The organism is Anaerofustis stercorihominis (genome assembly GCF_024623185.1).
Lineage (GTDB): Bacteria > Bacillota > Clostridia > Eubacteriales > Anaerofustaceae > Anaerofustis.
In genome coordinates this window covers 1-19,061 of the sequence record NZ_JANJZK010000009.1, presented here as the reverse complement: position 1 = coordinate 19,061, position 19,061 = coordinate 1, and the positions used below count along the sequence as shown (strand labels likewise).

The following is a 19,061-nucleotide window of genomic DNA, read 5'->3' as shown; positions in this document are numbered from 1 at the left end:
TCCCAAAAATAAACATAATTTACCTTAGAGCTAATAATAAAAAAGATAGCTAATATAGCTATCTTTTTTAATTCAAAATATTTTAATAATTTTATTCACTTATTTGATCCAATACTTTTTCAAGTTCACTCATATATTTTGTATATGCCTTTGTATCGCCTTTTGCCTGAGCCTCTTTAGCTTTAGTGAGAAGTTCCCTTGATTTTTTCTCAAGGTCGGTTTTAGTATTGTCTTTTGTTGCTTTATCTATCGCATCATCAACTATCCCCGTAACACCGTCACCGCCTTCACCAAGATTAAATATAGCATTTATCGCTTCTGTCAAAGAGTCTCTCATAACGATTTTATTTCCGTATGCAACTATAACTTCTTTAACTTCGGGAAGCGCCATTTGGTCGGTGCTTGATTTAACATAAATAGGTTCGACATAAAGTATACTATCTTCAATAGGAATAGTAAGCATATTGCCTCTTGATACCTCACTGCTTACCTGAGACAATAAATTAAGCTGAGGAGCTATGGTCGTATCCTGGTCTATCCTTTGCTCAATCTGCATCGGACCGTAAACCAGCTTTTGTTTAGGAAGCTGATAAACCTTTAATTTACCGTAGTCCTCTCCGTCACAAATCCCTCCCATCCATGCAACCATATTATTCTTATTTTTAGGAGTAAAAGGAGCCATTATTATAAATTCTTCCTTTTTCCTGTCGGGAAGTTTCATTATAAGATATGAACTGTTTACATCGACAGCTTCTTTTTTTGTTCCATAGAATTGTTTTGCTACCTGCCACTGGTCTTCTTTGTTGTAGAATACCTGAGGATTTGTCATATGATAATTTTCATACATTTCACTTTGAATGTTAAATAAAACTTCAGAATATCTTAAATGTTCTTTTAATGTCTTATCCATTTGCTCTATAGGCTTGATAAAACCCGGATAAATCTTTGCATAAGTAGAGGCTATCGGATCATTCTTATCTACCTGATAGAAATTTACCGTTCCGTTATAAGCATCTACGACTACTTTTATTGAATTTCTAATATAGTTAAATTTCGTTCCGTCTTCAAACTTTGAAGGGGTGGAATAAGGATATTTATTTGTCTTGGTAAAAGCATCCATTATCCAATATAGCTTTCCGTTCGAGTTTACTATATAAGGGTCTTTATCATAAGTAAGGAAAGGAGCAATGGTAGTAACTCTTTCGGCTACCTGTCTTCGCATCAATATCTTACTATCCCCTGTTATGTCGGAAGAAAATAATAACCGACTGCTCATATTGCTTACAGAAAACGCAAGCCTGTTATAAAGTGAAAGTTTTATCCCGCCGCTACCTGTATACTTATTTTCTACATTATTATTACCTTCGGGATAGTCAAATTCTTTGCTCTTTGTATTTACTATGACATAATCATCACTTGATTCTCCGAAGTATACCCTAGGTTCATCTATCTTTAATTCTTCATAAGCTGTGCTGGGAGGGATATCCTTTTGAATAAGAACCGGCTGACCGGACTCGTTTATTTCGGTAACGGGAGATACCACAGTACCGAATCCGTGAGTATATTTCTGGTGTTTATTGACCCAAGTCCTTGCATTTTCTTTACTCGACGGATCCATTTCTCTAACGGAAATAAATACTTGTGTTGCAACCTTATCCAAAGTATACCTGTCTATATCTACATCCTTAAAAGAGTAATAAGACCTAAAACTTTGAAGGGAATTGTAAACATCAAGTGTCGGTTCAAAATCGTTTATGGGAATATTACCGACAGTAATGGAATTATTTGCAATATCCTTAGCTGTCAAATCATTATTCCCCTCAAATCTTTTGACCTCTACTTCGTCAATATTATAGGCTTTTCTTGTCATCTTTATATTATTTTCAATATACTTCTGCTCTTTTGCATATTCATTTGGGATTACTATATAATTTTCAACCAATACTTTAACTCCGCCCAATGAAAAATATACTATAGGAATAATAAGAGCACCGATTATTATAGGTTTTAATTTATTCCTAAGTCCAAAAACAAGGGATACGACAGCTAAAAGAGCACAAAGTCCCGTAAAGAATTTATACATATTGACCGTTATCGTCACATCACTGTAAGTAGCACCGTAGACTATCCCCGATGATGAATATAACACATCGAACATAGATAAATAGCTATATATACTGCCCAGTATAAAGAGAACACAAACAAAGATACTACATGGGACTTTTATAAAATCCCATATCTTCATAAAGAAATTAAGCCTTTCTTCTCTGCTGACCCCGTTTTCTTTTTCTATATATATTTCTCTGTTCCCTGTAACTCTAAGTATTATAAAAATAAGTATAGTAATAACAAACAGTAAAGTAACAGAAGCAAATAACAGCTTTATTAATGCAGTAAAGAATGGAAGTTTAAACACATAAAAAGATATATCCTTACCAAACAAACTGTCTTCCTGATTAAATGGAACAGCATTCTTAAATTCAAGGAATTTATACCACAGCTTATATATAAATGCTCCGCTTACTACTACAGAATAAACGACCGATATAAATATTTTTATCTTGTTGCCGAAACTTCCTACTTTATTGTAGCCTTTTCTTATAACACTGAATAAGAAATTAAAATAAGACAAAGAGATTATCAGCATTATAATAAAGAAGGGTATCCCGAGAGTGAGCTTGGCTGTGATCCCTTTAAAGAAAACATCCAAATAACTGACTTCTTTAAACCATAAATATTCTATATAATAATCATTTATTATATAAAGAAATCCTAAAAGAAGAATTATTATGCCTATAACAGAAAATACTGCTTTTTTGCCTTTAATAGGTTTTCTTTCTTTATGCTCTTTGGGCTTCTTTTCTTTTTTTTCTCTTCTTGTTTTTTGTTCTTTTTTCTTTTGATAGCTATCGTCTTTTACTTCTTCAAATTCGCCGTCAATCACATTTTTAAATTTCATATATTTCCTCTGAATTTAATTATACTTACATAGTACACTTTTATATATTATAGTAAAGTTGCATTAATAAGGTGTTCTTATCAATGCAACTTATTAAATATTTTTATAATTTTACTTCATATTTATCTAGGAAAGCAAGGATTTCGCTCTTGATATTTTCAACTCCGCCTTCGTTTTCCGATTCGATATTTATAGGAAGAACAGGATCGTGAAGTGAAAGTCGTAAAAGTACCCAGCCCTTTATGCCGTCTCTTGCTACATTTACTCTGACACCTTCAAAATTAGGTTCTTCGAAACTTGCGCCCTTCATTTCTTCTTTTACATACACTTTAAAATCTTCAAGAAGCTTTGCTCCGTAATCCTTAAAATCTTCGACCAAGAATGTAGCCCTTAGTTCAGCTTCTTCTTTAGCCTCCTTTAAAGAACCGATTAAATCGGAAAAATCCTTTCCTTCTTTTACAAGGTCATAAAACTTAATTAAAATCTTAACAACCATATACGCACCGTCATCCAAGAAATAATTTTCCCTCAAAGCACAGTGACCGCTTGTTTCTATTGCTAAAAGACATTCTTTTCCTTCTTTATTAAGTCTTATACCTTCATTGATAACATTTTTATATCCTCTTTTAAATCTGTGATGAACTCCGCCTTTTTCTTCGATAAATTCTTTTAAACCGCTGCTTGTAACACTGTCTGTCACAATATAGCTTCCTTTAGCTTCCTGCAAACAAATGCTTGCCATTAATGCAACAAGCTTATTCCTGCTTATTTCTTCTCCGCTCTTATCAACTGCAGCAGCTCTGTCAACATCCGTATCAAATATAATTCCTAGATCGGCTTTTTCCTTTAAAACAACTTCGGAAAAACTGTCCATTACATCTTTAAGTTCAGGGTTTGGAACATGGTTAGGGAATTTCCCATCGGGTTCTAAGTATACGCTTCCGCTTGTATCTGCACCCAATACATCTAACACTTTATAAGCAAAAAATCCACCTGCACCATTTCCAGCATCTACTATTATTTTTTTACCTTCAAAAGGTTTTTCTTCCCCTGTCTTTTCTCTTATTGTTTTAACAAGATTACCTGCATAAATACTTAAGAAGTCAAGTGTCGAGTACTTAGCTTCATTTTCTGAGTAATTCATATCATTGGCAATTTCTAAAATAGCTTTGATATCTTCTTTTTCCGCCCCGCCGTCTTTAGTAAAGAATTTAAGTCCGTTTCTATTAAAAGGAAGATGACTTGCAGTAATCATAATTGCACCGTCCGCATTTACTTCTTCACTGACACAACTCATGAACATAGCGGGAGTAGTACATAAATCAAAATAAACTACATCTACATTATCTTCACTGCTAAGTCCTTTCATTACGCTTTCTGCTAAATCGGGACCGGATAATCTTGAATCTCTTCCGATAGTAATTTTAATACTGTCTTTATTTAATCTCTTTTTAAGCCATTTTACAAATGCCTTTGATATTTTATAACTCGCTTCATTCGTTAAATTTACATTTTCGCCTTTAATTCCTTCCAGAGCAATACCCCTTACATCAGAACCGTTTTGTAATTTTCTTAAATCCATTTATTCCTCCTAAATAAATTAATGTTAAGTTAAATATACCACAAAATATTTATTTTTTATACATTTTAACAATATTTTAATTTCAATCACAGACTTTGGATTTTATTCATATTATAAGTATGACAAAGTATAAGGAGGAATAAAATTGTTTAAGCTATTACTTTTAATTGTTGCCCTCAGTATGGACACATTCCTTATAAGCTCATCATTCGGCTCCAATAATATCAGGGTCAAAATCCCGGGAGCCATAATAATAGCGCTTGGAAGTGCAGTGTCTCTCAGTGTATCGATCCTTCTATCCAATATATTATCAAATATAATACCTATTCATCTTTTTAATATGCTAAGCTTTTTGGTACTTATAATAATAGGAAGCTATAATATTTTTTCTACTGCAATAAAAAACTATTTAAAGAAAATGCAAGTACTCAATAAAAATATAAGTCTTAATATAGAAGGATATCATCTTTTGGTGGATGTCTTTATAGATGAAACTAAAGCGGATATAGATAAATCAAAAGATTTGGATATGAAAGAGGCTCTTTTAATCGGAGGGCTTGGTTCAATGGATTCACTATGTGCAGGATTATCCTTTCCTTTTACTAATGTCTCTATTATATTTGTTTTGGCTTTCATTATATGTATTTCACTGGTATTTTTGGGCTTTAAACTCGGAGGGAAACTTAATGATATAGTAAAGACCAATCTAAGCTGGTTTAGCGGAGTTTTGCTTATAATATTGGCGTTTACAAAAATAATGTAAAAGAAGTAACACAAATATAAAAATTTCATATTATATATCGAAAGCAGTAATATAGTAAAGGTGGTAGAATTAATAATGAGTTATTCAAATAGAACATCTTCTTGCGGATGTAATAATGAATCATTGAGAAACAATGAATCAAGAAATGGCTGTGGCTGTGGATCTGGCAATGCAGAACCTAGAAGATCTTGCGGATGTAACAACGGATCTTCAAGAAATAATGAATCAAGAAACGGCTGCGGATGCGGATGCAGCAATATTGAACCCAGAAGATCTTCATGTGCTTGTAATGGTCCTATAGGCACAGATCTTATATCTGCAAGTTCACAAAGCAGAAGCTCTTGCTCTTGCTGTAAATGCAAAGAAAAATGCAACTGCAGAGTAGCAAATACAAATAGAGGAAAACTTATCTACTTTTTTGACGATGTAAAAAGATAGTATTATAAGGGGGCAGTCATTGCCCTCTATACATAGAAACATAAAAATAATAATAAAAATCATTATTAATTCTATTTTTCTCACCATATTTAAATGCCGATATATAAAGCCTTTCATCTTATTTCTCATATCCATAATGTAATATTTTGCTTACACTTTTAAATATTTTTCTATTGCAATAGAACTGTAAAAATGTTATATTAGAACAAACAAATATTATGGAGGTAGTAAAGACATGGCACATGTAATTACTGATGAATGTATCTCTTGCGGCGCTTGCGCCGGTGAATGCCCAGTTGGAGCAATTTCTGAAGGAGATGGAAAATACGAAATCGATGCTGCTACATGTATCGATTGCGGAGCTTGTGCAGGCGCTTGCCCAACAGGAGCAGCTCAACCTGAATAAGATTCAAATAGTACAATAAGTACATAAAAAAAGAAGGTTTTAAAACCTTCTTTTTTATTTATCTTTTAAATATATATCTTTCCCTATAATCATACATTTTGAATTTTTATTATGTCCTATATCGCTGGTTTTAACGATAGGAAAAGATTTGTCTTTCGTAACATTTAAAATAAGCTCTTCCGCTTTAGGTTTTATATTCTCTCTTTCCATTTGCGAAAATTTTCCGAGAATAACTCCGCTTATTTTATTAAATATCCCCATTTGTTTCAACTGAGTTAGATAAGAAATCATTGCACCTTCATTTCCGCTTCTGCTCTCAAGGAATAATACTTTATTTTGAAAATCCGGAAAGTATTCAGTTCCGGCTAATTTTAGTAAACATCTTATATTCCCGCCGAGAACCGTACCCTTTAATTTATTTCCTCTGATAAATTTATAATTAAAATCAAATAAGTCATTCTTACCAAGAAACAAAGAATTATAAAAATCTTTCGTTTGTGTTTCCCTACATTCTGAAACAAGATTTCTTATTTGATATAAATAACTCACTGCACCGGTTTTCCTATATAATGCATTTATCACGGTTGTCAAATCGCTATATCCAAAGAAAGGCTTAGGATTATTTTTAATGACATCATAATCCAAGAAATCAAGGATTTCATTAGCAATATCACCTCCGCTGACATCAAATATTGCTTTTATTTCATTATTAATATAGAAGTCCATTAAAGACTTTGCTTTTTCTATAGAACTGCCGCAAAAAATTGAATTATCTGCAAATATATTATTGCCAAGTATGGGTACAAAACCCATATTTTTTAAAATAATTACCAGTTCTTTTATTTCCTCTTTCTTTTTTACATTTATTCCATTTGAACATGCGACTATACCTATTTTATCATTTCTATTAAACATATAATAACCTATTAAAAAACGAGATAATATATATAATTATTATCCCGTTAAATCTTTCTTAATTATTTGTTATACCTACTGTTTCCTGTTCTTTTTTTATTTCCTGTTTATTTTCTTTGATTGTTTCTTTAAGGCTAGGGAGTGTACTTAGACCTTCCTCTACTTTTATAGCTTTATCGTAGATATCAAAAGTAAGATATATTTTCTTATCGGTAAGTGCAGATTTTTTTATTTCATATACATCTACATCATCACGGCTTTGTCCGGGGTTCAATGGATCTAAATCATCTCTTAGGTCTACGCCCATTATATAAGAATATTCCCTTAATGCGTCTTTATTTATACTATCATTGCTAAGTTCATAATCAGGTGTAAGTCCCGGTTTATCAGTATCATATCCGCCGAGAGTAGTAAAAGGCAGCTGCTCCCATTTCAAATCCGCATCAGAAATATTTTTATACTCATAATATATACAAACAAATGTATTTCCGTTTGAAGCCTTAACGGATGATAGTGTATCTGTTACTACAATATCGCTTACAGTACATTCAACTTTCCCGTCTGTTATTACATCTGACAAATTGACTACAGAGTGAAATACTTTCCCTCCGGGAAATACCTTAGACAAAGTAAAACCTAGTGCAAACGCAGCTATTAAAATCCCTACGAATATACCTATTGTCTTACCTGTTACTTTAAATTTTAAAGCTTCTCTTAAAGGAATATTTTCAATTTCCTCTTCTTCAAAAAACTCGTCTTCATTATTATTTTCAATAACTTGATTTTCTTTTGGCTCAGCGTCATTTAAAACTTGATTTGTTTTAGTATCACTTTTAATTCGCTTTTCAAAATCGATATTTTTAAATATATCATTATCAGAGTAATCAATATCTATATCATTATTGTCATTTTGGTCTATATTATTAAAATTAAAATTTTCAAATATATCTTCTTTTTTTCTTGGTTTCTTTGCTACTTTTCTCACTCTTTTTTTTATCGCCATATTTTCAACCTATTTTATTACTTCCATTCCGCAGAGATAATTTCTAAGAACCTTAGGAACCGTTACACTTCCGTCTTCATTTTGATAATTTTCAAGAACTGCCGCAAAAGTCCTGCCGACAGCCAATGCAGAACCGTTCAATGTATGGACAAAATTAACATTTCCGTCCTTATCTCTGTATCTTATATTAGCTCTTCTTGCCTGATAATCTTCAAAATTAGAACAAGAAGAAATTTCTACGTATCTGTTATAGCTTGGAAGCCATACTTCAATATCATAAGTTTTAGCAGCAGAGAAACCCAAGTCTCCGGTACAAAGCTCTATTACTCTGTATGGAATTTCCAATAAATCCAATATTTTTCTCGCTTCCAAGGTCAAGTCCTCAAGCTCTTCATATGAGTTATCCGGCTTAGCCAACTTAACCAATTCCACTTTATCAAATTGATGATTTCTTATAAGACCTCTCGTATCTCTTCCCGCACTTCCGGCTTCTGCTCTGAAGCATGGCGTATAAGCTGTGAAATATTTAGGAAGATCTTCTTCGTTTAAAATTTCACCTCTATGAATATTCGTAACAGGAACTTCCGCTGTAGGTATCAAAAAATAATCATTATTTTTTATATTAAAAGCGTCTTCTTCAAATTTAGGAAGCTGTCCCGTACCTGTCATTGAAGTTCTGTTTACCATAAAAGGAGGAGAAATCTCAACATAATCATTTTCAATCGTATGAGTATCAAGCATGAACGAAATAAGAGCTCTTTCAAGCTTCGCTCCCATACCGGTAAACATTGAAAATCTCGCTCCGGAAATTTTGACCGCTCTTTCAAAGTCCAGTAATCCAAGGTCAACACCAAGATCCCAGTGTGCTTTAGCTTCAAAATCAAATTCCCTCGGGGTACCTACTTTGATCAGTTCTTTATTGTCATTTTCATCTTTACCGATAGTAACATCTTTATTTGGAGTATTTGGAATAGATAAAATCAAGTCGCTTATCTTTTCTTCAAGTTCACCGACTTTTGAATTAAATTCTTTAACTTCGCCGGAAAGCTCTTTCATTTCCTTTAAAAGCTCACTGACGTCTTTTCCTTCTTTTTTCATCACAGGGATTTGTTTAGAAACTTTATTTTGTTCAGCCTTACCCTCTTCGGCCTTCTTTAAGTATTCTCTTCTTTCAGCGTCCAGCTTAACTATTTCATCGACGCTGTAGTCCCCTCTTCTTCTAAGAAGTTCGTTAACTTCTTCGGTATTGGTTCTAATTCTTTTTATATCTAACATAATATCTCCTAACAAATCACAAATTTATCTTATATTATAATATTTTTTTTATATTAGGTCAACAAGATACTTTTATAATAGGGAAAAAAGAAGGTTTATATACATTCTGCCCAAAATTTATATTTGGGTATTTCATCACTTTGTGATATAATGAAATGATATTTAATAAGGGTGATGTCAGTGGATACGAAAAAAATAGTTAAATTAGTATTTTTAGTAATGATAGATATACTTTTTATGGCGATAACTTATGTTATTTGCAATACTGTATTCAACGCAAATAATTTAGCTATCGACCCTGCTTTTCCAAAGTATATCCCATTACTTATTATAGTTAAACTTTTGATATATTTCATAGCCGGTTTATATAAAGACGAAACAAGAGGAATAATATTCGAAATAGGGAGCGTAACTTTCGCAAACCTATTAGTTTTTATTTTGCTTAGATTTATATTTAAAATAGGAGTTTCTACATATCTTCAGCTAATAGCCTTGACTGTAGATATAATCGTAGAAACTATTTCACGTTCCCTTCTATTAAGCGTTATAGAAGTGGAGGAAATATATGAAGATGATGAAGATAAAGAAGAAGGCTCTCTTCCTCAAGTATTTGATGACCCTATGGATTATAGAGAAGAGCTTAAACTAAATAAGATAAAAAAAGAACTTCTTGAAAACAAGGCAAAACAGGAAGAAAAACAAAAACAAACCGAAGAGTCTTTGAATAGACTCAAGGAAATGGAAGAAAAGCTAAGAAAAAAAGAAGAAGAATTAAAAAGTTTTGAACACACTCTTTCATTAAAGGAATTAAATATTAAACAGGAATTGGAAAAGATTGAGAAAGAAAAACAAGCAGAAAAAGAGTTGGCATTAAAACAAAAACAGAAATCCGAACAGCAAGAAATATTAGACGGCGTCCTTGATAATATTAAAACAATACATACCTCTTTAAATGAACGCTCCAAAATAGTCGATATGCAGGAACATGATTTAATGTTAAAGATGTATGATATAACAAAAAAAGAAATCGAAGTAAAACAAAAAGAAGAGCCAAGAAAGAAAAAGAATTTAAGTGATAAGGAACTTTTGGAAGCTACATATAAAAAAATAGGTCAAAAGAGAAAAAGAACCAATCCATATATAAAACAAAAAACAGTTATTAAAACCGGAGAAAATAAATCAAATAATCAAAAAAATAAAGATAAAAAACTTTCCGAAGCACTTCTTTCAAGTCCTCTTATAAATGATGACAAAAAATTGAAAGCAGAAAACGCAAATGCTTTCCTTAAATCTATGTATGATGATGCAAAAATCACATCTGAAAACAAAGAAATAAAAAGGAAAAGCATATCACAAGAACAATTCGGCGATGATATTTTAAAAACCGATATAAATGTAAATACCGGGGAAAAACCTAAGAAGCAGACAGCTAAAAAACAAAATCAAAAGACTATAAATAAAAATACACAAAATAACAAAACGATTAAAAATAATAAAGTTATAAAAAAAGAAGAACTAAATAGTCATAAGACTAAAAAACAAAATACTGTCAAAAAACCTGAATTTACAGAAGAAGAATTGAAAATCATCAATATGCTCAATGATAATAACAATAAAAATTTAGAGGAAATAAAAAACAAAAAAGACACATCAAAATATATTAAAAATGATAAATCTAAAGAAATCATAAAAGAAAAAGATCAGGTAGATTTACTGTTCTCGGAAGATGATTTTGATAAAATAGCTGATTTAATAGATAAGTTATAGACCATTATATAAACCCACAAAATATAACATTTTGTGGGTTTGTTATGAGGTAAGATAAAATCATGAAAAGATATAAAAAAAAGAAAAAATTTTTTATAATAATAACGTCTATACTGGTAATTCTTTTGCTTATAAACTTTTCCCCCAAAAACAGATATACAATCCTTTTGGACCCGGGTCACGGCGGGAAGTTATCGGCAGATAAAGGGGCTACCGGAGTAGATAAAGAAAAAACATTGGAGTATACTTTAAATGACAGTGTTACATTAAAATTAGCCGAAGCACTGAAAAAAGAAGGTTACAAAGTAAAATTCACAAGAGAACCGGGAAAAGACGAAAAGGAAGTATCTCTTACAAAAAGAACAAAAATAACTAACAGGATCAAGCCTGACTTATTTATAAGTATTCATCATGACTCAACCGGTACAGTAAATAATAAAAGCGGTTATACGATTTATTATTCTTCATATAAAGCAAATATTGATAATGAAGATGTATATGTAGAAGAAGGCGGCAAAAAATATCCGTTTATAAAGGAAGTAATGGAAGACGGAGTCACAACCGTATATTTTTTAGACGCAGCAGAAATAAAGACATCAAAAGGCAGAAGCAGTGTTATCGTCAAAGATAAATCGCTTTGTGAAGAGGCAAAAAAAAGTCTTAAATTTGCAAATATATTGAATGACCAAATGAATAAGCTTGATTATATTACTCCATTGGTGGGAAGTAAAAGAAATGCCGTAAAAGATAATAACTTTAGAGTTCTCAGGATGGCAAACTGCCCAAGTGTACTTATTGAATGCGGTTTTTTATCTAACAAAAATGAAGCAGAACAAATAAAAAAAGAAGAAAATCAAGATAAACTGGTAAATAAAATAGTTAAAAGCGTAAATAAATATTTTTAAATGAATTAAGGAATAAAGTAGTTATGAGAAAAACATTGGGATGTTTAAGAAAAGCAGTACAGGATTATAATATGATAAATGAAAATGAGCATATTTGTGCAGCAGTTTCCGGAGGAAAAGACAGTATGATACTTTTAAAGGCTCTTAAAACTTTTATGTACTTCTCTCCGGTCAAATTCAAGCTGACGGCAATAAGCATAGATGTAGGCTTTGACAACATGGACTTTGAACAGCTAAAAGCTTTCTGCAGTGATTTAGACGTACCCTTAAAAATCGTAAAGACCGATATCGCAAAAATAGTATTCGATGAAAGAAAAGAAAAAAATCCATGCTCATTATGCTCAAAGATGAAGAAAGCAGCTTTAAATGAAACGGCTTTATCTATAGGAAGCAATAAAATTGCATACGGACATCACAGAGATGATTTTATTGAATCTTTTCTTTTAAGTTTATTCTATGAAGGAAGAATACATACTTTCAAACCTGTAACATATTTAGACAGAACAGGAGTATACTCTATAAGGCCTCTATTGTATGCAAAAGAAAAAGATATAATACATGCGGTCAAAACGGAAAATATACCTGTTATAAAAAGCGGATGTCCCGCAGACGGATTTACAAAAAGAGAAGAAATGAAAGAACTGATGAAATATCTAAAAAAACAAATTCCAATGGTGGATGAAAGAATGTTCACGGCAATAAAGAACAACTTAAATAATCTACGCTAATACTATAATATTTAAAACTTTTATTTTATACAAATATCTACATATTGTTTATACGCTAGTTACTATAATTAGTGTATATTTTTTATGGAGAGTAAATGTGGATAAACAAGAAATTTTCAATTATTTAGACGAAGACATTATAAATAAATTATCTTACGAAATAAAAAAGAATATAAAAAAAGATTGTGTTCTGCTTCTGATAGGTACGGATAAATGCATAGGAGATGCATTTGCGCCATTAGTAGGAAGCCTGCTTACAAGTTATAATTATATAAAAAATCCTGTCTATGGAACGATAAAAGAGCCTATACATGCATTAAACATAAAAGAAACCCTAGATGAAATAAAAAACAAATATCCCGACAAACCTATATTCGTAATAGATTCGATGATTTCGGGGAAAGGAAATATAGGAGATATAATTTTACTTAATGAAGGTATTTTCCCGGGAAGTGCTCTTGGAAAGAAATTGCCTCTAAGCGGCGATATTTCACTTACATTAGTCGTAAGCAACAATGAAAAAGACGCGATAAATTCTCTTACCACACTTAGACTAAACAATATTTATGAAATGGCAAAAGTCGTTGCTAATTCTATTTTTATTGCATTAAGTGATTCTCCTTACTGCGTAAGCTCGGCTGTGCTGCAATGAACTTAATTTACTTTTACAAATAAAAAAAGACCATATGGTCTTTTTTATTATGGTTTTAATACGACTTTTAATGCTTCCCCGCTTTTAAGCATTTTCACACCCTTTTCCATATCCTTTAAAGGAAGGATATGAGACACAAGGTTAGCATTGATCATACCTTTAGCAACGACTTCAAATGCTTTTCTAAAGCTGTCAGGAGTAGTGGAAAATCCGCCTATTACTTGTATTTCACTGTAATGAAGAAGGTTCCCATCTAAATTAACAGTTGGATTATCTTTTGGAAGTCCTCCGAATATAAGAAGCTTTCCTTGTTTTCTTAATAAATGTATGCCGTCTTCTATTGTTTTTGATGCCGGAGTAGCGTTTATAACAACATCCGCTCCCATGCCATCAGTAATTTCCATTACTTTTTCTTTTAAATCTTCTTTGGATGTATTTACAAAATGAGTACCGCTGAAAGGCTTACTTTTTTCAAGTCTGGCTTCGCTTCTGTTAGCCATTATTATATTTTTAGCACCTCTAAGTCTTGCGATTTCACTATGAAGACAGCCTAAAGGCCCCGCACCTATGATTACAACGGTATCTCCAAGGGTAACATTAACAAGTTCCTGAGAATTTACAACGCTGGATAATAGTTCAACAACGACCATATCTTCACTTTTTACACCTTCAGGTATTTTAAGGATTTGTCCTCTTTGAACACCTATTCCAGGAATCAACATATACTCGGCGAATCCACCATGCAAGTGATGACCGTATGTAAGTCTGGTATTACATAAGTTCTGCATACCTTTTTCGCAGTAATAACAATTTCCGCATGGAATTACTGGATTTACAATAACTCTTTCCCCAACTTTATAACCTTCTACATCTTCTCCGATTTCTTCGATTATACCAATATTCTCATGACCTAATATAAACGGAAAATCAAGTCCGTTCACCCCTGAAGAATATGTCCTTACATCAGAACCGCAAAGTCCTACTACATCGATCTTTAAAAGGATACCATCTTTTGGACATTCCGGTTTGGGAACATCCTTATAAACAACTTTTTCTTTATCTTCTAATACAAGTGCTTTCATTATTTCCTCCCAAAAGCAAAATTTATTATTTATATTGTATCACAATTATTATCTAAATTTATAATTTTATTTTCCCACACGAAATTTTATAATAAAAAAAGACCGGATATTATCCGATCTTCTTTTTAGGTTATTCCATTTCGGAAATAACTACATCAGCATTTTGATTTTCTGCAATATTTTCTGCTTGTTCAGATTGCTCTTCACTTATAGCAGGTTCTTCGGCTAAAGCTTCTTCACAATTATTTTCTGATGAAATAACTTCTTCTTTGTTTGTTGTATTTTCATTGATAGCTTCTGCTTCTTCATTTGAAGCTTCAGCAGTCTCTACAACTTGTTCATTATCAGATTTTTTTTCATCTTTAATAATGTCTGCTTTAGAACTATTTTCACTAGCTTTTTCTTCCGCTATCTTGATAGTCTTAATAGAATTAGCAGATTTCTCTTTAACGGTTTCTTTAAAGCTGGAACCATCAATGATATTTAAATTGCTGTTTCCGTCATTTTTAGCTTTCACAGTAGCTGTTCCTTCAATATATACTTTATCTTTAGTATTATACTTAGTTACAGTACTTTCGATAGCTTCACCGTTATTATTATTTTTAATTCCACAGTCTGCCCAGAAAATATTGTATTGACCGCTTGCTTTGTCCTTCCAGATCCTATATGTAATACTATCCATATTATCCAAACCAAACTCTTTTAATAAAGCTTCGTTTACATTAGGTGCAAAGTTATATCCATTTGAGTCCAATGATCCATTAAATGTATCACCTTTGCCGCCATGGAAATAATTATACAAATCAGATCCTTCAGCACTAAGTTGTTTTTCTAACCATTCAATTCCGTCTTTTGCTGTTAAAGCAGGTTTAGAAGGTTCTTCAGGTATTTGTGTTTCTTCTTCATTGTCAGGTATAATAGGTTGTTCCGGAGTTACTACTTCGTTTTCCAAGTCAGAAGGTACTTCAGGTTTAACTTCTTCTTTATTTGAATCAGAAGATGTAATAATATCTTTACCGGATACATTAGATACGCTATTATTATTTTGTATAGGTTTTACTATAGGATTACTCATTATACTATCAGCAGAAAGTCTGCTTATAGTATTAGTCCTTACAGTATTACTATTTATCGCATTATTTGCTGCATTTATAACAGATGAGTAACTACTTACAGCATCGGCTTTATTACTTTTATCTTTACCTGATGCTAAAGGGGTCTTGTTATCTGTAATAGATACACTGTCATTTACATTTCTATCAGCAATAAAATTAGGATATACAACACCAAAACCTATTAATAATAAAATCAGAAGTAACGCAATACTTTTTTTACCTTTTAAATATTTGTCATTCTTGCTAATCATTTTTTCTTACCTCATTCAAAATTAATTCAATTAGTAAGACAATTCTATTAGAACTGAATGCAACTGGCTGCCATTTTACAGGCCCTATAGTTTTGCGTCACTGTGTTTCCACAGTTTTGCCCATATTTAATTGTATATTAATTATATACTCAATTTGGTTATTTGTAAAGATATTTTTAATAAATTACCTATTATTTTGTAACTTGTAACTTGCGGGTCAATAAAAAAGAAGAACCGGTTTATTCCGGTTCCTCTTTCGATTTGTATTAAGATTATACTTAATACTTGTTCATAAGTTTCAACAAGTTTCATAATATAATTTAGCATTATTTATAGTAGTTTTTAATTAAATTTCAACATCTTACTTATTTACTTACAATATCTTCGGTCCTCGGCTACTATTACGATCTTCACCTCTGACTTACTACCCAATCGTATTTTTCTTTATTTAACTACTATCTTAATTTCTTTTACAACAGGTTTTATTTTTCTTACAACCAACTATTCTTCTGATTAACTATTTATTAATCTTCCTTCTTTGGAGATTTACTCGTCTCCATATATATAATTAATTATTTTGTGCCTCCCGCACTTACCGCCCTGTTATAAATCTCTTATTTATTATTGATGCTTCCTTATATTACCTCCTCTTGTATCCGCTTATATTAATCCTTAATGTACTTTATATTGAAAAGATTTTTTATAATGTTTATTTCAACATTTTATTTTTTCTTCTCCATACATTTTGGATTTTCAGCCTAAACGTTACACAATATTTAATTTATTTAAGTCTTGTAGATTTCTATATCTCTGAATAAATATAGTTTTAATACTTTCTATATATCTAAAGCTCCACTTTTCCTTTCTTAATTTCGATGAACTTATACATCTTTACTCTTAATTACTTCTAAGTGCTTTTTTAAATAGTATAGACAAATATTAAATAAATCTATTTGACCATTATCCTTTTACTTTCTTTACAGTATCAGAATATTTAAATAAAATTAAATGCAACCTTTTATATCTTAAATAACTTATAGTTGCTGTCATGACCTTCACGACTTGTTAACGTTTTCTATGTCTATATTATATGCAAAATGCTATACGTTTTCAAGGGTTTATAATAAATTTATTTAAAATTTTTAATATGTAACTAAAAAAAATAAAAATAACTTATTTTATTTTCGTTTTCTTATAATAATAAATAAAAAGATACAAAGATATATAAAAAATCGATATAAAATTATCAATTAATTTTATATCGATTTTAATGTTTATAATTAATTTAATAATGAACTACAATAGGATATCCCGCAGAAATATTCCTATAAACTATTCCCGCCTTTTCATAAGGCATATTAACACATCCGTGACTTCCTCCGCTTAAATATATATTTCCGCCAAATGTACCTCGCCATGTAGCGTCATGCATACCTATACCTCCATTAAAAGGCATCCAGTAAGTAACCGGACTTTCATAGTCTGAACCGTCGGCATTTTTACCTTTTAAAGTGGTATGCATAGTTTTATACTTTAAAATATATACTCCCGGAGGTGTCGCAAACCCGGAAGCAACACTTCCGGTAACAATCGGAGTACTGGTAACCATTTCTCCGCCTTTATACAGCCACAACGTCTGATATGTCAAGTCAATTTCAACATAACTATCTCCTATATCATTGGCATTTTTGTATCCTTTTTGAGAATATATTGGCGTTCTGACAACATTTTTCTTTTTCTTTAATATAGAAATCAGTTTTGAGGTTTCTTTATCTTCGTCTATAAAATACCCATAATCTCCGCCGCTCACAGTAATCTTACCTTGCTTTGTGGAATTAAATTCATGATCTGACCATGCAGTATCATATTTTTCAGCTAATTTATGTACATATTTTTTTACAGCTTTTTTATTGACTTTCAAGTCCTTTATATTAATTTTTTTACTTAAGCTCGTTTGTGTAATACCATACATCTTCAAGATTTGCTGCTTTTTAACTTTTACAGTATTGCCGTATATTTTATAAGTTATTTCAGGAAAGTCTAAATTCCTCAAATATTCTTGTTCCTCAAGAAGTAATTTATTCGTTGAAGTAACTTCAGGTTTATCATAAAATTCCTTTTGAGAATAATACATATTAAATTCGCCTTTGGATATATTATTTAAAATCGTACTTTTTACTAATTCTTTATCTATGTTGTTTCCGTAAACTTCTTTAACGATATCGAAATTATCACTGTTTAAATCAATATAAGCATCTTTGGTAATTATCGTATTATCTGTTTTATTAAAAATATTCAAATCTTTAAATTGTTCATTAAATGTTTTATTAACATTTTTGATTTCCATATTTATATTGATATTATTACTAACAATATGTATTTTTCTTAAAAAAGATGTAAGTAGACTTGGATTGAGCTCTGAGTTAATCCTATCCTTAATATCATAAGAGATATCCAAATCAGATAATTCACCCAGTACCTTTGGTTCTTTACTGTTAGTTAAATTATGTTCTAATAAATCTTTAGATAACTTCTCACTATTACTTTTAATTTCTTTTATATCCCAAACCATAGGAAGTGATTTTATTTCTTTTTCATCACTCTCGTAAATAGTAAAATGCTTTTTATTCCACTCTTTAGTTAGTTTCTTTTCTGCTTGATTTACAGTAAGACCGGAACAATCAACATTATTGATTTTAGTTCCATTGGGAAAAGTTTTTACATTATAATTTTTATTTACACACATATAAGATATAAGAGCAATTAATAGTATTGATAAAATAAAAAGTAATCGATATTTTTTTAAAATTTTCATATATAAAACCTTGTAAATAGATTAAATATTATTTAAGTATAGAACTTTAACGATATTCGACTTATTATACCATAAATCGACAAAGATGAAACAAGTAAAAGAATTAAAAAGCCAAAAAGTAATCATAAAATATGTAAAATCTCTTATTCTATTAAAGCTAAATTCTTATACATAATAATATATACAAGAAAATCAAGAAAAAGAACAAAAATCAATAAGTAATAAGTAAATAATTGGTAACAGTATTTTAACAACAATAAAAGCAATAGTGAAAAAATACCACAAAAGCAAATAAAAATAATTATCAAAAAGAGAAACATTATAAAAGTAAAAATAAAAAAAGCCAAGAGTCAGAAAAAAGCCATAAATAATAAAAATAAAACAAAGGAAAATACATAAGGAAAT

The 19,061-nt window shown here is 30.8% G+C and carries 15 protein-coding genes and 1 riboswitch; of the genes, 7 read left to right on the top strand and 8 right to left on the bottom strand.

Features of this window, described 5'->3' with window-relative positions:
* Positions 1-91 precede the first annotated feature (91 nt).
* Positions 92-2,959 carry a UPF0182 family membrane protein gene (locus NSA01_RS06455; protein ID WP_257480682.1) on the bottom strand — a complete coding sequence of 956 codons (2,868 nt, stop codon included), beginning with the start codon at positions 2,957-2,959 and terminating at the stop codon, positions 92-94.
* Between the two features lie 103 nt (positions 2,960-3,062).
* Positions 3,063-4,541: a phosphomannomutase/phosphoglucomutase gene (locus NSA01_RS06450; protein ID WP_257480681.1), complete on the bottom strand. Its 1,479-nt coding sequence runs from the start codon at positions 4,539-4,541 to the stop codon at positions 3,063-3,065.
* A 145-nt stretch (positions 4,542-4,686) separates the two neighbouring features.
* Here NSA01_RS06450 and NSA01_RS06445 point away from each other — a divergent pair, with 145 nt between their 5' ends.
* The 3 genes from NSA01_RS06445 to NSA01_RS06435 all read left to right on the top strand — a co-directional run bounded on the left by NSA01_RS06445 (position 4,687) and on the right by NSA01_RS06435 (position 6,148).
* Positions 4,687-5,304 (top strand): manganese efflux pump, encoded by a 618-nt coding sequence (locus NSA01_RS06445; protein ID WP_257480680.1) that lies wholly within the window; start codon positions 4,687-4,689, stop codon positions 5,302-5,304.
* A 75-nt stretch (positions 5,305-5,379) separates the two neighbouring features.
* Positions 5,380-5,742 carry a hypothetical protein gene (locus NSA01_RS06440; RefSeq protein WP_257480679.1) on the top strand — a complete coding sequence of 121 codons (363 nt, stop codon included), beginning with the start codon at positions 5,380-5,382 and terminating at the stop codon, positions 5,740-5,742.
* Between the two features lie 235 nt (positions 5,743-5,977).
* Positions 5,978-6,148, top strand: a complete 171-nt coding sequence (locus tag NSA01_RS06435; protein WP_007050786.1) for a DUF362 domain-containing protein — start codon at positions 5,978-5,980, stop codon at positions 6,146-6,148.
* A gap of 54 nt (positions 6,149-6,202) precedes the next feature.
* Here the strand turns inward: NSA01_RS06435 and NSA01_RS06430 are convergent, their stop codons facing one another.
* Genes NSA01_RS06430 through serS form a run of 3 tightly spaced genes read right to left on the bottom strand, consistent with a single transcriptional unit; the run spans position 6,203 to position 9,341 of the window.
* A complete protein-coding gene (locus NSA01_RS06430) occupies positions 6,203-7,063 on the bottom strand; it encodes a S66 family peptidase (RefSeq protein ID WP_257480678.1) in 861 nt (286 codons plus the stop codon).
* Between the two features lie 58 nt (positions 7,064-7,121).
* On the bottom strand, positions 7,122-8,066 hold the full coding sequence (locus tag NSA01_RS06425; protein ID WP_257480677.1) for a hypothetical protein: 945 nt from the start codon (positions 8,064-8,066) through the stop codon (positions 7,122-7,124).
* Positions 8,067-8,075: 9 nt separating this feature from the next.
* A complete protein-coding gene (serS, locus tag NSA01_RS06420) occupies positions 8,076-9,341 on the bottom strand; it encodes a serine--tRNA ligase (protein WP_257480676.1) in 1,266 nt (421 codons plus the stop codon).
* A gap of 180 nt (positions 9,342-9,521) precedes the next feature.
* On the opposite strand from serS, the gene NSA01_RS06415 reads away from it, so the two are divergent.
* The 4 genes from NSA01_RS06415 (at position 9,522) to yyaC (ending at position 13,393) form a co-directional block, all read left to right on the top strand.
* Positions 9,522-11,108 carry a hypothetical protein gene (locus NSA01_RS06415; RefSeq protein ID WP_257480675.1) on the top strand — a complete coding sequence of 529 codons (1,587 nt, stop codon included), beginning with the start codon at positions 9,522-9,524 and terminating at the stop codon, positions 11,106-11,108.
* A 62-nt stretch (positions 11,109-11,170) separates the two neighbouring features.
* A complete protein-coding gene (locus NSA01_RS06410; RefSeq protein ID WP_257480674.1) occupies positions 11,171-12,013 on the top strand; it encodes an N-acetylmuramoyl-L-alanine amidase family protein in 843 nt (280 codons plus the stop codon).
* Between the two features lie 23 nt (positions 12,014-12,036).
* Positions 12,037-12,741, top strand: coding sequence for a tRNA lysidine(34) synthetase (locus NSA01_RS06405; protein WP_257480673.1), 705 nt, complete (start codon positions 12,037-12,039; stop codon positions 12,739-12,741).
* Between the two features lie 97 nt (positions 12,742-12,838).
* Positions 12,839-13,393 carry a spore protease YyaC gene (gene yyaC, locus NSA01_RS06400; protein ID WP_007050779.1) on the top strand — a complete coding sequence of 185 codons (555 nt, stop codon included), beginning with the start codon at positions 12,839-12,841 and terminating at the stop codon, positions 13,391-13,393.
* Positions 13,394-13,440: 47 nt separating this feature from the next.
* On the opposite strand, the gene NSA01_RS06395 is transcribed toward yyaC, so the two are convergent.
* From NSA01_RS06395 to NSA01_RS06385, 3 genes are all read right to left on the bottom strand, one after another.
* Positions 13,441-14,475, bottom strand: a complete 1,035-nt coding sequence (locus NSA01_RS06395) for an alcohol dehydrogenase catalytic domain-containing protein (RefSeq protein WP_257480672.1) — start codon at positions 14,473-14,475, stop codon at positions 13,441-13,443.
* Positions 14,476-14,605: 130 nt separating this feature from the next.
* A complete protein-coding gene (locus tag NSA01_RS06390) occupies positions 14,606-15,841 on the bottom strand; it encodes a hypothetical protein (protein WP_257480668.1) in 1,236 nt (411 codons plus the stop codon).
* Between the two features lie 55 nt (positions 15,842-15,896).
* A riboswitch (cyclic di-GMP riboswitch) is annotated at positions 15,897-15,972 on the bottom strand.
* A gap of 1,154 nt (positions 15,973-17,126) precedes the next feature.
* Positions 17,127-18,656 carry a L,D-transpeptidase family protein gene (locus NSA01_RS06385; RefSeq protein WP_257480666.1) on the bottom strand — a complete coding sequence of 510 codons (1,530 nt, stop codon included), beginning with the start codon at positions 18,654-18,656 and terminating at the stop codon, positions 17,127-17,129.
* Positions 18,657-19,061: the final 405 nt, after the last annotated feature.